Genomic DNA, 12,156 nt, shown 5'->3' with positions numbered 1-12,156 from the left:
GACCCAAAGGACATAATTTCCTTTTCTTAATTCAGCCTTTAACCGCTTTATTCACCGGAAACCTCGCGCCGCTTGCGGTCCAGCTCCTCATTATAGCGGCGTAACGCATATTGCTCGGTCAGCAGCCCCAGCACCTTGCGGCTCTCACCGCCATCGAGCACCGCCAGCGCATCCGCCTCCGCGGCCTCGAACAGCGCCAACGCCTCCTTCACATTCATCCCGGGCCGCAGGAAATAGTCCTGAAGATGCAGAATATCGGCAATCTGCCGCCCCTCCCCTGTCACCGACGCCGCCTCCGCCGGATAGGCGATGCCCGCATAGCGCCCGTCCGAATCCACCACCACCACGCGTTGCGTGGTGCCCAGCGGCACTTCCTGGCGGAACACCGCCAGGCTGGTCTGTGGGCGGGCCGTGATCTGCACTGGGCGCATCATCCGGCCGACGGTGAGCGTATGAATCCAGCCGACATCCACGGCGGAGCGGATCTGCTCGCCGCGCAAATGGAAGCGCCAGGTGGCGAAGGAGTAGCCAAACAGCCGGCGCACGGTGATGGTGGCGACGATCGAGGCCCCCAGCACCGCCATCGTCACATTGAAATTCTGCGTGCTCTCCAGCGCCAGAAAGGTCATCGTCATCGGCCCACCGATGATGGCGGCGGCCATGCCGCTCATCCCCACCACGGCGTAGAGGCCGCTGGGCATCGGGTGGATGAAGGGCACCAGCAGGGCGATGCCGGCGAAAACCTTGCCGAACAAGGCCCCCAGAAACAACGAGGCGAAAAACAGACCGCCGCGGAAGCCGGCGCCGATCGAGAAAGCGGAGGCGATGGCCTTGGCCAGGAAAAACCCCGCAACCAGAAGAAACGGAAAGCTCACATCTATATAAGCATGCAACGCGGAGTGGCCGGAGGAGAGCGCCTTGGGCGTCAGGCAGCCCAGCAGCCCCACCAGCGCGCCGCCCAGCATCGGCCGCAGCCAGGTCGGGATGCGGCTGCGGCGAAACGCGGTTTCGATCAGCGTGACCCCGCGCATGATGACAATCCCCGCCATGCCGCAGGCAATCCCCTCGATCAGGATGACGCCGTAAATATCGTTGGGTACCGTCGCCGGCAGCGTCACCACCAAGGGCGGCGAGGAAAAGCCCAGAATCTGCACGGTCAGGGTGCCCAGCAGCGCGGCGATGACAACAAAAGGCAGTGTCACCACCGAATAGATGCCGATGATCAGCTCGATACCGTAAAACGCCCCGCAGAGCGGCGCGTTGAACGCCCCGGCGATGGCGGCGGCCGCCCCGCAGCCGACCAGCGTGCGCAGATCATTCCGGCGCAGCCGGAACTGCTTGCCGAACCAGGAGGCCATGCCGGCGCCCAGCTGCGCATAGCCGGCCTCCATCCCCACCGAGGCGCCGACGCCGTTGGACCAGACCGTCTGCGCCGCGACGATCAGCGAGTCGGTCAACGACATCCGCCCGCCATAGAGCGCGTTGGCCTCGATCGGATCGACGATCGGCTTCGGCCGGAAGCGCGCCAGCCCCCAAAGCACCACGCCCAGGACGAAGCCGCCCAGCATCGGCACGCCAAAAGCGCGCAGCGGGTCCAGATCCGGCGTTTCGGACAATTCATGTCCGGGCGCCAGGGCGAAGAGATTCTGGTGCATCAGGAACGAGATCTCGTTCATCAGCGCCACGCCAAATCCCGCCAGAATCCCCACCCCGCCCGCCAGCAGGACGAGCCAGACCTCATCCACCCGCACCAAAGCGCGCAGCAGACGCGGAACCTGCATGAACCCTGCCTTCTCGTCCGGCTTATCCACAGCTCCCTGTTGCCATGGCGCGGCGTGGGGTAACAAGCCGCCATGGCTAAAATATCTCTCCCCTCCCTGGCTGACACCATCCGTGCTTTCGATCTGCGGGCCGACAAATCGCTCGGCCAGCATTTTCTGCTGGACCCGGCCCTGCTCTCGCGCATCGCCGGCGCGGCGGGGTCGCTGAAAGGGGTGAATGTCATCGAGATCGGCCCGGGCCCGGGCGGGTTGACGCGCGCATTGCTGGAGAGCGAGGCGGCGCATGTCACCGCCATCGAGTTCGATCCGCGGGCGGTGGCCGCCATCACCCAGCTCGCCGGCACCACGGAGCGGCTCAGCATCATCGAGGCGGATGCGATGCGGGCGGATCTGGCGGCTCTGGTGCCCGCCCCGCGCGCCATCGTCGCCAACCTGCCCTATAATATCGGCACGCTGCTGCTGGTGAACTGGCTGCAAAACGCGGCGGATTTCCAGTCGATGACGCTGATGTTCCAGCTGGAAGTGGCGGCGCGGGTCTGCGCCCAGCCCAATACCGGCGCCTATGGCCGGGTCTCGGTGCTGGCGCAGTGGCTCTGCGATGTGACGATGCTGATGCGCATTCCCGCCGGGGCCTTCGCGCCGCCGCCGAAGGTGGAATCGGCCCTGATCCGGCTGGTGCCGAAGGCTGCACAGCCGACGAAAGCAGAGCTGAAGCTGATGGAGCGCCTCACCGCCGCTGCCTTCGGGCAACGGCGCAAGATGCTGCGCGGGGCGCTGAAGCCGCTGGGCGGCGAGGCGCTGTGTGAAGCGGCCGGGATCGACGCGGCGCGGCGCGCGGAAACGCTGAGCGTGGCGGAGTTCGTGACGCTGATGCGGGCCTTGGAAGCCCGCGAGGGCCAAAAGTCTTAGAAGTTTTTGGGGGGCGTGGGGGACTTTTTTCAAAAAGTCCCCCACAGACGTTCGGGGCGTTGGCAACGCTGTCATCAAAGCCCCAAACATTTCCGCCCCTTTTTTGAAAAAAAGGGGCGGCCCCAAAAAACTTTTGTAATTTATGTGTTTTTCAGGGGGCCAGCGCCGCCGCCACCTGGCGGACGAACGCCGCCGGGTCCTCCGGCAAGTCGCCATCCTGCAGCTTGGCCAGATTCAGCAGCAAGCGCGCCGCCTCGCTCACATCCTCCTTCGCCGCCAGCGTCTCCACCAGCTTATGGCCCGGATTGATCTCCAGCTTCGGCGGCAGCCCGAAGGTCGGCCGGCCGGCACGCTTGAGCAGGCGCTGCATCGCCAGATCCGGCCCAGCCTGCGCCGCCACCAGCATCGCCGGGCTGTCCTTCAGCCGCGAGGAGGCCGCAACCTCGGAAACCTCCCCACCCAGCGCCTCTTTCAGCTTGGCGCAGAGCGCGGTGATCGCCTCCGGCGCCTCCGCCGCCTCGAACAGCGAGCCTGCCTGGGAGACAGAAACCAGCTTCTTGTCCTTGAAGCTGCCCAGCCGCCCCGGCCAGAACGCGTCGATCGCATCGCCCAGCAGCAGCACCTCATAGCCCTTCTCGGCAAAGCCCTCGAGCTGCGGCGAGGTCTTCAGATGCGCGGCGTCCCCGGCGAGATAATAAATATCGCTCTGCCCCTCCGGCATGCGCTCAATATACCCGTCCAAGGTCGTCGCCTCCTCCTTGCTGGAAGCAAAGCGCAGCAGCGCAGCGATCTCGGCGGCATGGCCGGTATCCTCGTAAATCCCCTCCTTCAGCACCGCGCCGAAATTCTCCAGGAAGGGCTTGAACGCCGCCTCGTCCTTGGCCTTGTTTTTCAGCTCGGTCATCACCCGGTTGAGCAGTGCTTTGCGGATCTTCTCCAGCACCGGCGTCGCCTGCAGAATCTCTCGCGAGACATTCAGCGGCAGATCCTCGGTATCCACCACGCCGACGACGAAATTCAGCCAGTTCGGCAGCAGCTTCGCCTCATCGGTGATGAACATGCGCTTCACATGCAAACGCAGCCGGCTCTCCTTGGTCTCCTCCACCGGCATGAACGGCTTGGAGGAGGGGATGAACAGCAAAGCGGTGAACTCCACCGCCCCCTCGGCGCGCCAATGGATGGTGGCGAAGGGCTCATCCCAGCCCTGGCCGACATGGCGGTAGAATTCGGTATATTCCTCCGGGGTGATCTCGGAACGGCTCTTGCGCCACAGCGCCTGGCCGGAGGTGGCGGCCTCGAACGCGCCGTTTTCCTCGACCTCCACCGGCAGGGTGATATGGTCGGCCCATTTATTGATGACCGTCTTCAGCCGGATCGGCTCCAGATATTCCTCCGCATCCGGCTTCAGATGCAGCAGGATGGTGGTGCCCGGCGCGTCGCGCTCGGCGGGTTTCAGCGTATATTGCCCCTGCCCGTCGGACATCCATTCCCAGGCCTCATCGGTGCCGGCCTTGCGCGAGATCACCTCCACCTTCTCCGCCACCATGAAGGCGGAATAGAAGCCCACCCCGAACTGGCCGATCAGGCTCGGCCGCTCTTCCGGCTTGGCCGAGGCCAGTTGCGCGGCGAAGCCGGCGGTGCCGGATTTGGCGATGGTGCCGAGATTCTCCGCCAGCTCCTCCTTGGCCATGCCGATGCCGCTATCCTCGATGCGCAGCGTCCGCGCCCCCTTATCGGCGGAAATGCGGATGGCGGCATTCTCCGGCAGCGCCAGCTTTTCATCCGAAAGGGCGAGGAAGCGGCGCTTATCCGTGGCGTCGGCGGCATTCGCCACCAGCTCGCGCAGGAAAATCTCCCGGTCGGAATAAAGGGAATGCACCACCAGATCGAGCAGCCGGCCCACTTCGGTGCCGAAATTCCGTGTCTCTTCGCTCATGCGACCCTCCTGTATTCAAACGATTTCAGCCCGGGGATGTAATGCTCCTGGCGCGCGCGGCCAAGAGGGTTGAGATTGGCAGCACCGCCACCAGCTTGGTAAGACGCCCATCATCCATAGCGGAGCGAGACATGCCGGCCACTGCCTCTTTCGTGCGTTTGCCACGGGAAAATCTGCGCGACCTGACCGATGCCGCCAACGGGGACGACCCGCAGGGCCTGGCCGATTATCTGGCCGCCACCGGCACATCGGTCGTCGAATTCGAGGAGGATGGGGATATCTTCTCCGTCCTGGTCCCGGTTCTGGCCGATGATTACGATATCGACCTGGAGACCAGCGAGAATTCCATCGTCGCCGACCTGGCGGAGGCGACGGATGCGCTGGTGATCATCCTCACCAAGGAGGATCAGAGCAAATATATGGAGCAGCTGGACCCCGAGGGTTTTTCGGCGGAAGAGCTGCAGGACGCCTATGAGGATTTCACCGACGAGGACGACAAAGGCGCCGGCCAGGCCATGCTGGCCGGCATCGGCGCCTTGTATCAGGCCTTGCAGGAGGTGGATGCCGACCACGTGGTGATCGTCACGGTCTCCTGAATGAGGCGAAACGCTGGCCTCTCCGCGAAGAGAGACCAGCGCCCGGATCAGTTGCCCAGATTCAGCTGGCGATGGCTGGTCGCGGCACCGGTGACGGCACCGGCCGCACCGCCGATCAACGCCCCGGTCCCGGGCCCCAGGCCCGTCGCGGCGCCGATGATGGCACCACCGCCCGCGCCGATCGCGCCGCCTGTGAGGGCGCGGTGGCCGGGTGAGTAACCGCACCCGGTCAGCGCGGTCAGGGACGCGGCCAGAAACAGGCCGGCAGAGATTTTGCGAAGCATTTCCAACTCCCGTGGTTCAGAACATAACAAAACGGATATTTAGTCCGCCCTCGGAAATTCAACCAGCCGCCGATCGCCTGACGATTCCTTCATGAAACCTTCAGTCACAATCGGCGGACACCGTTAATTCCCGACCAGCGGACGCCCCAGATTCAGATTATGCGGGCTGATCGCCGCACCGGCGACCGCACCGACACCACCGCCGACCGCCGCGCCAATGCCCGGCCCCACGCCGGTCACGCTGCCGATGATGGCACCGGCACCCGCGCCGATGGCACCGCCCGAAAGCGCGCGCGATCCAGGCGAATAGCCACATCCGGCAAGGCTCAAACCCGCCACGGCCAACAGGACAACAGGGGTGACTTTGTACGCCACGTTTACATCTCCTTGATCAATCAGCATTCTGCTCTAAACAATATATTGGGCGCGCAATATGGCGAATGAAGGGCTTCTTTGAGGCTTGCCCCTTTGCTGTACGGGCTGTAAGGCCAGCGCAATGCAGCGTTTTTGACGGCAGGCGATGTTCCGGCCGGGCTAAGCGGAAAGGGTTTTGATGTTTTCCAAACTTCTCGGCCTCATGTCGGCCGACATGGCGATCGATCTCGGGACCGCGAATACGCTGGTTTATGTGAAGGGCCGGGGCATCGTCCTGGCGGAGCCCTCCGTGGTCGCCATTCAGGATGTGAAGGGCCGCAAGCAGGTGCTCGCGGTCGGCGAGGACGCCAAGCTGATGCTGGGCCGCACCCCGGGCAATATCCAGGCCATCCGGCCGCTGCGCGACGGCGTCATCGCCGATTTCGAGGTGGCGGAGGAGATGATCAAGCACTTCATCCGCAAGGTACATAATCGCCGCGGCTATGCCTCGCCGCTGATCATCATCTGCGTGCCCTCCGGCTCCACCGCCGTCGAGCGCCGCGCGATTCAGGAATCCGCCGAGAGTGCCGGGGCGCGCAAGGTGCTGCTGATCGAGGAGCCGATGGCGGCCGCGATCGGCGCCAACCTGCCGGTCACCGAGCCCTCCGGCTCGATGATCGTCGATATTGGCGGCGGCACCACGGAAGTGGCGGTGATCTCGCTGGGCGGCATCGTCTATGCGCGCTCGGTGCGCGTCGGCGGGGACAAGCTGGACGAGGCGATCATTTCCTATATCCGCCGCACCTTCAATCTGCTGATCGGCGAAAGCTCGGCCGAGCGCATCAAGATGGATATCGGCGCCGCCTGGGTGGAGAGCAACCAGGATGGCCCGAGCCGCTATGTGAAGGGCCGCGATCTGATCAACGGCGTGCCGCGCGAGGTGACCGTGACCCAGCGCCAGATCGCCGAGAGCCTGGCCGAGCCGGTCGGGCAGATTGTCGAGGCGATCAAGGTGGCGCTGGAAAACACCCCGCCGGAACTCTCCGCCGATATCGTCGATAAGGGCATCATGCTCACCGGCGGCGGCGCGCTGCTGCACCGGCTGGACGAGGTGCTGCGCGTCTCCACCGGCCTGCCGGTGATGGTCGCCGAGAATCCGCTGCAATGCGTGGCTTTGGGCACCGGGCGGGCGCTGGAAGAGCGCAATCTGCGCTCTGTTACCTCCGCGATGTATTGAACCTCCCCAAACATCTGCTCCTCTTCCAACCCCGGACCCAGGTCCGGGGTTTTTATTTGCGCAGCTTGGCCAGCGTATCCTCGCAGGCATTCTTATCGCCCAGCCCCAGCCGGATCGTCGGCAGGATCGCCAGCGGCGGGAACAGCACCCCCAGCCCCACCGCGCTGCCCACCCGCGCCGCCAGCGGCCCGGGGGCTGGCATGATGCTCGGATGTTTCAGCGTGCCGCCGATATTGATCGGGGTGGACAGATTACCGATCGAGAAATGCGTCGCCTCCGTCCACATATGCAAATTCAGCGTCTCGGTATCCAGATTGGCCGTGCCCTTGCCGAGAATGTTCGATTCCTTCGTCGCCACCAGGAAGGCATTGGTGTTCATCTGCCCGTCCTTCAGCGAGACATCCGAAATCAGGCACTCGATCGGCGTCTTGTTCGGCACCCCCAGCGCGGAGAGGATCGCCGGCCCGGCCTGCAGCCCGACCAGATCCACCAGCAGCGCGCTGACATCGCCGCCATGCTGCAGGAACAAGGAGGCGTGGCCATCGCCATGGCCCAGGATCGCCGCCATCGAATTGCCGGTGCCGGAAATCCAGGCCGAGCCCCCGACCGTGCCATTGCCGGCAAAGCCGGTGGTGGAGCCGACGATGCGCGAGAGCTGCAGGCGCCGGAAATCGATATTCGCCTTGGCGTGCAGCACGTTATTCTCCGGCGTCAGATCGATGGCGCTGGCGATGGTGCCGGTCCCCACCGCGAAATTCAGCGGATCCAGCGTCACCCGGCCATCCTTGACCACCAGATGCGCCACCAGATCATCCAGCGGCACGCCCTTATTGATGATGTGCTCGCCCTTATAGCGCAGATCCACATCCACCTCGTTCAGCTTCGGCAGATTGATCGGCGTCGAGGGCAATAGTTTCGCGCTGTCCGCCGCCTTCGCCAGCTTGGCCTTGGTCGCCGCATCCTGGCCGGGGGTGTTCTTGTTGCCCGGGGTGGCGCCCAGGAAGCCGGCGAGATCGGTCAGATCCACCCGCTTGGAGGTCAGCCGCGCGGTAATCTGCCGGCGCGGCGCGCCCGGCGCCTCGGCGATGGTGCCCTCCAGATCCGAGGTGCCGACATGGCCGGTGAAATCCTGCAGCCGGAAGGCCTTGTCCTGATACACGGCGGTGCCGGTCAGGCTGAATGGCGGGGTATCGGGAATCGGCACCCCGGTCAGCGCGTAAAGATTGGCCATGTTCTGGCCGGCGAAGGAGAGCTTCAGATGCGCCCCGGCGAAATGCGCCGGATCGTTCAGCGTGCCCGCAAGCTTCACGATGGTGGTGCCGTTCTGCAGAGTCAGCGCCACCGGATAGGGCGTCGCCGCATCGCGCAGCGAAAGCAGCGCCCCGCCGGTGAAGTCCCCGGTGATCGGCGCATTCGCATAACTGCCCTTGGCCGTCACCACGATCTCGCCGCCGGTGAACAGCTTGCTGCCGGCGGGCGCCGGGCGGGTTTCGATCGCCAGATTGAAATCGGCCTTATAGCTGGGCAGCTTCACGCTGGCCTGGCCGCCATGGATCAGCAGCACCCCCAGCTTCGGCGGGTTGCCGGAGCTGGGGGAGGCGGCCAGCTTCAGCGTATAATTGGTCGCGGCGCCATTCTCCCGCAGCGAGACCACCGGCTGCTCCAGCGCGATCACCGGCAGCTCCAGCTGCCGATGCCGCAGATAATGCAGCGCCGCCACCTCCACCCGCAGCTCGGGGATCGTCGCCAGCGGCGGGTCCTCCGCCGGAAACCCCTTCGGGTTGGCGATGGTGATGCCATCGGCGCGGATGATGATGGTCCTGCCCAGCTTCACATGCAGATGCTGAATGCTCACCGGCCGGCCGATCTCGGCCGAGGCCCTGGCCTCCACCACCGGAATGAACCAGTCCCAGTTCCAGAAGATGATCAGCAGCAGGATCACAATAAGGATGGGACAGGTGATCCTGATCCACAGATTTCGCCGCATCCCGCCTCCCCTGGCCCAAAAACTCTAAATAAGCGGCGGCTTGCGCGGCGCAACAGCGCGAGAGCGTATTCCGCTCGGCTTGGCGCGCGGAACACGCTCTCGCTTTTTGTTTGAGCGAGCAACTTTATCCGATCAAACACTTCCGTTTGATCGGATGTTGCTCTAACCATCTTGTCATTACCCCGCACGGATTTGCCCCGTCCGGGGCGAGACGGTAAGGAAGGCGCATGCTCCCGTTCATCAAGATGCATGGCGCCGGCAATGATTTCGTCGTGCTGGACGGCCGCGTTACCAAGCCAGGCCTCGCCCCCGAAGCGATCCGCAAGATCGCCGACCGCCGGCGCGGGGTGGGCTGTGACCAGCTGATCATCATCGAGCCGGACGGCGGGGGCGCGGACGCCTTCATGCGTATCCTGAATTCAGACGGCAGCGAAAGCGGCGCCTGCGGCAATGCCACGCGCTGCGTCGCCGCTCTGCTGGCGGAGGAAAGCGGCGCCCGGCACGTCTCCATCCGCACCGCCGGCGGACTGTTGCAGGCGGAAATCCTCGGCCCCGGCCTGGTCGAGGTGGATATGGGGCCGCCGCATCTGGAGTGGGGCGATGTGCCGCTGGCCAGCCCCGCCGACACGCTGCATCTGCCCCTCGCCCTCGGCCCGGTCTCCGACCCCGCCGCCTGCTCGATGGGCAACCCCCACGCCACCTTCTTCATCGAGGATTTCACGCATCTGCCGATCGAGACCATCGGCCCGATGCTGGAGAAGAACCGCATCTTCCCCGAGCGCGCCAATATCGGCTTCGCCAGGATCGAGAGCCGCTCGCGCATCCGGCTGCGTGTGTGGGAGCGCGGGGCGGGCCTCACCCTGGCCTGCGGGTCCGGCGCCTGCGCCACCTTGGTCAACGCGCATCGCCGGGGGCTGACCGGCCGGCAGGCGGTGGTGGAGATGGATGGCGGCGAGCTGTTGATCACCTGGACCGAGGCTGGCCATGTGCTGATGCGCGGCCCGGCCGTGACCGCCTTTGCCGGTGAAATTCCCGAAAGTCTCTAAGCCATGGCCAGTTCGTTCTTCTCCCGGCTGAAATCCGGCCTCTCGCGCTCGACCGCGAAACTGACCGGCGGCATCACCGCCATTTTCACCAAGCGCAAGCTTGATGACGAGGCGTTGGAAGAGCTGGAGGAGCAGCTGATCGCCGCCGATCTCGGCCCCGCCGTGGCGGCGCGGGTGATCAAGGGCTTCCGCTCCACCCGCTTCGGCAAGGAGGTGACGGATGCGGAGGTGCGCGAGACGCTGGGCGCCGAAATCTCCGAGATCCTCGCCCCGGTGGCCAAGCCTTTGGCGCTGGACCGCGCGCACAAGCCCTACGTGATCCTGATGGTCGGCGTGAATGGGGCGGGCAAGACCACCACCATCGGCAAGCTGGCGGCACTCTATCGCGAGCAGGGCCTCACCCCGATGCTGGCGGCGGGCGACACCTTCCGCGCCGCGGCGGTGGAGCAGCTGCAGGTCTGGGGGCAACGCGCGGGATGCGAGGTCGTCACCGCCCCCGCCAATACCGACCCCGCCTCGCTGGCGCATGACGCGCTGAGCCGTGCGCAGAAAAACGGCGCGGATGTGCTGCTGATCGACACTGCCGGGCGGCTGCACAACAAGACCGCCCTGATGGAGGAACTGCGCAAGATCATCCGGGTGATCCGCAAGCTCGACCCCACCGCCCCGCACGCCACGCTGCTGACGCTGGATGCCACCACCGGCCAGAACGCCGTCACCCAGGTCGGCATCTTCAAGGAGATGGTGGATCTCTCCGGCCTCATCGTCACCAAGCTGGACGGCTCGGCGCGCGGCGGCATCGTCGTGGCGTTGGCGGAGAAATACGGGCTGCCGATCCATGCCGTGGGCACCGGCGAGCAGATCGCGGATTTGCGGGATTTCGACGCCACCGAATTCGCCCAGGCCCTGGTCGGCCAATGAGGCGGCGGCTCGCCGCCCTCCTCGCCGCGCTGCCGCTTGCCGGCTGCATCCAGCTTGGGCCGCGCCAGCTGCAACAGGATACGGTCAGCTACGCCCAGGCGCTGGGTAATGCCCAGAACCAGCAAACATTGCTGAACGTGGTGCGGCTGCGCTACGCGGATTCGCCCAGCTTCCTGCAAACCACCCAAATCATCTCCTCCTACCAGCTGCAGCAGACGCTGAATGCCGGGCTGGAAGCCTATCCAAGTGCGGCCACCTCGGCCGGCAACTATATCTCCGGCGGGCTTGGCGGAACCTTCCAGCAGAGCCCGACCTTCACGCTGGAGCCGATCACCGGCAAGAATTTCGCCGAAAGCTTTCTGCGCCCCTTCTCCCCGGCGGAGCTGATGCCCTTCGTCGGCGGCGGCATTCCGGTGGACATTCTGTTCCGGCTGGATGTGCAATCCATCAACGGTCTGCAAAATTCCCGCGAGCTGGGCGGCAGCGACGGGCTGGGCGCGCCGGATTTCTTCCTGCTGCTGCATGATCTGCGGCTGCTGCAGATCGGCGGGGTGCTGGATGGCGGCCAGGTGGAAACCAAGCCCGCAGACGGCAAAATCCCGGCCCAGACCAAGACCATCCTGGCGATCGAGCCGACCGACGATCCGGACCTTGCCCGCGTCGCCGCGCAAACCCGCGCGCTGCTCGGCATGAAGCCGAACGAGCAGACCGCCACGGTCTATTACGGCACCGGCAAGCCACCCTCCGGGCAGATCATGCTGCAGACCAGGCCGATGCTGGGGATTCTCAACCAGCTCGCGATGCAGGTCGAGGTTCCGCCCGGCGACATCAAGGCCGGGCTGACCAACCCGAGCATCGGCAATGTCGGCATCGCCAAGCAGCCGGTCGTCGTCGTTCATTCCGGCGACAAGGCGCCGAAGGGCGCATTCGTCTCGGTGAAATATGGCGATACTTGGTTCTGGATCGCCAATGACGATTTCAACAGCAAGATCGCCTTCTCCATCGTGCAAACCCTGCTCTCGCTGGCCCAGACCAGTGCGACGCCGGGGACGATCCTGACCATCCCGACGAGCTGAGGCAGCGCTAGAGCATCAAGCTTTTAGCT

The 12,156-nt window shown here is 65.0% G+C and carries 11 protein-coding genes; 6 read left to right on the top strand and 5 right to left on the bottom strand.

Going from position 1 to position 12,156, the window contains the following annotated elements; all coding sequences use genetic code 11:
* Window positions 1–47: 47 nt before the first annotated feature.
* Entirely contained in the window at window positions 48–1,781 is a 1,734-nt protein-coding gene (locus tag ACZ46S_RS13740) for a chloride channel protein (RefSeq protein WP_464062166.1), read from the bottom strand.
* A gap of 72 nt (window positions 1,782–1,853) precedes the next feature.
* Here ACZ46S_RS13740 and rsmA point away from each other — a divergent pair, with 72 nt between their 5' ends.
* A complete protein-coding gene (gene rsmA, locus ACZ46S_RS13735; protein ID WP_464062165.1) occupies window positions 1,854–2,690 on the top strand; it encodes a 16S rRNA (adenine(1518)-N(6)/adenine(1519)-N(6))-dimethyltransferase RsmA in 837 nt (278 codons plus the stop codon).
* 151 nt (window positions 2,691–2,841) lie between these two features.
* On the opposite strand, the gene htpG is transcribed toward rsmA, so the two are convergent.
* Window positions 2,842–4,626, bottom strand: coding sequence for a molecular chaperone HtpG (htpG, locus tag ACZ46S_RS13730; protein WP_464062164.1), 1,785 nt, complete (start codon window positions 4,624–4,626; stop codon window positions 2,842–2,844).
* A gap of 131 nt (window positions 4,627–4,757) precedes the next feature.
* On the opposite strand from htpG, the gene ACZ46S_RS13725 reads away from it, so the two are divergent.
* Complete coding sequence (locus ACZ46S_RS13725; RefSeq protein WP_464062163.1) at window positions 4,758–5,222, top strand: hypothetical protein; 465 nt, start codon at window positions 4,758–4,760, stop codon at window positions 5,220–5,222.
* 47 nt (window positions 5,223–5,269) lie between these two features.
* Here the strand turns inward: ACZ46S_RS13725 and ACZ46S_RS13720 are convergent, their stop codons facing one another.
* Window positions 5,270–5,506 (bottom strand): YMGG-like glycine zipper-containing protein, encoded by a 237-nt coding sequence (locus tag ACZ46S_RS13720; protein ID WP_008493996.1) that lies wholly within the window; start codon window positions 5,504–5,506, stop codon window positions 5,270–5,272.
* A gap of 123 nt (window positions 5,507–5,629) precedes the next feature.
* On the bottom strand, window positions 5,630–5,881 hold the full coding sequence (locus tag ACZ46S_RS13715) for a YMGG-like glycine zipper-containing protein (protein ID WP_035179279.1): 252 nt from the start codon (window positions 5,879–5,881) through the stop codon (window positions 5,630–5,632).
* A 178-nt stretch (window positions 5,882–6,059) separates the two neighbouring features.
* Here ACZ46S_RS13715 and ACZ46S_RS13710 point away from each other — a divergent pair, with 178 nt between their 5' ends.
* Window positions 6,060–7,097 carry a rod shape-determining protein gene (locus ACZ46S_RS13710; RefSeq protein WP_008493993.1) on the top strand — a complete coding sequence of 346 codons (1,038 nt, stop codon included), beginning with the start codon at window positions 6,060–6,062 and terminating at the stop codon, window positions 7,095–7,097.
* A 52-nt stretch (window positions 7,098–7,149) separates the two neighbouring features.
* On the opposite strand, the gene ACZ46S_RS13705 is transcribed toward ACZ46S_RS13710, so the two are convergent.
* Window positions 7,150–9,084, bottom strand: a complete 1,935-nt coding sequence (locus tag ACZ46S_RS13705; RefSeq protein WP_464062162.1) for an AsmA family protein — start codon at window positions 9,082–9,084, stop codon at window positions 7,150–7,152.
* Between the two features lie 227 nt (window positions 9,085–9,311).
* On the opposite strand from ACZ46S_RS13705, the gene dapF reads away from it, so the two are divergent.
* From dapF to ACZ46S_RS13690, 3 genes are read left to right on the top strand one after another with little or no spacing between them, the layout of a single operon-like run.
* Complete coding sequence (gene dapF, locus ACZ46S_RS13700; protein ID WP_464062161.1) at window positions 9,312–10,130, top strand: diaminopimelate epimerase; 819 nt, start codon at window positions 9,312–9,314, stop codon at window positions 10,128–10,130.
* Window positions 10,131–10,133: 3 nt separating this feature from the next.
* The gene (ftsY, locus tag ACZ46S_RS13695) at window positions 10,134–11,051 is read left to right on the top strand and encodes a signal recognition particle-docking protein FtsY (RefSeq protein ID WP_464062160.1); all 918 of its coding nucleotides are present in this window, start codon (window positions 10,134–10,136) and stop codon (window positions 11,049–11,051) included.
* A complete protein-coding gene (locus ACZ46S_RS13690) occupies window positions 11,048–12,127 on the top strand; it encodes a hypothetical protein (RefSeq protein ID WP_464062159.1) in 1,080 nt (359 codons plus the stop codon). Before ftsY ends, ACZ46S_RS13690 begins: the two co-directional genes overlap by 4 nt.
* Window positions 12,128–12,156: the final 29 nt, after the last annotated feature.

The organism is Acidocella aluminiidurans (genome assembly GCF_055383125.1).
The sequence above is the reverse complement of the archived record's forward strand: the minus strand, read 5'-3'. Positions and strand labels throughout refer to the sequence as shown.

What these genes read in the sequence shown, in the direction of transcription:
- ACZ46S_RS13740 (WP_464062166.1), bottom strand. Translation starts at nt 1,781, where the DNA reads ATGCAGGTTCCGCGTCTGCTGCGCGCTTTGGTGCGGGTGGATGAGGTC.
- ACZ46S_RS13710 (WP_008493993.1), top strand. Translation starts at nt 6,060, where the DNA reads ATGTTTTCCAAACTTCTCGGCCTCATGTCGGCCGACATGGCGATCGAT.
- ACZ46S_RS13690 (WP_464062159.1), top strand. Translation starts at nt 11,048, where the DNA reads ATGAGGCGGCGGCTCGCCGCCCTCCTCGCCGCGCTGCCGCTTGCCGGC.
- ACZ46S_RS13720 (WP_008493996.1), bottom strand. Translation starts at nt 5,506, where the DNA reads ATGCTTCGCAAAATCTCTGCCGGCCTGTTTCTGGCCGCGTCCCTGACC.
- dapF (WP_464062161.1), top strand. Translation starts at nt 9,312, where the DNA reads ATGCTCCCGTTCATCAAGATGCATGGCGCCGGCAATGATTTCGTCGTG.
- rsmA (WP_464062165.1), top strand. Translation starts at nt 1,854, where the DNA reads ATGGCTAAAATATCTCTCCCCTCCCTGGCTGACACCATCCGTGCTTTC.
- ACZ46S_RS13725 (WP_464062163.1), top strand. Translation starts at nt 4,758, where the DNA reads ATGCCGGCCACTGCCTCTTTCGTGCGTTTGCCACGGGAAAATCTGCGC.
- htpG (WP_464062164.1), bottom strand. Translation starts at nt 4,626, where the DNA reads ATGAGCGAAGAGACACGGAATTTCGGCACCGAAGTGGGCCGGCTGCTC.
- ftsY (WP_464062160.1), top strand. Translation starts at nt 10,134, where the DNA reads ATGGCCAGTTCGTTCTTCTCCCGGCTGAAATCCGGCCTCTCGCGCTCG.
- ACZ46S_RS13705 (WP_464062162.1), bottom strand. Translation starts at nt 9,084, where the DNA reads ATGCGGCGAAATCTGTGGATCAGGATCACCTGTCCCATCCTTATTGTG.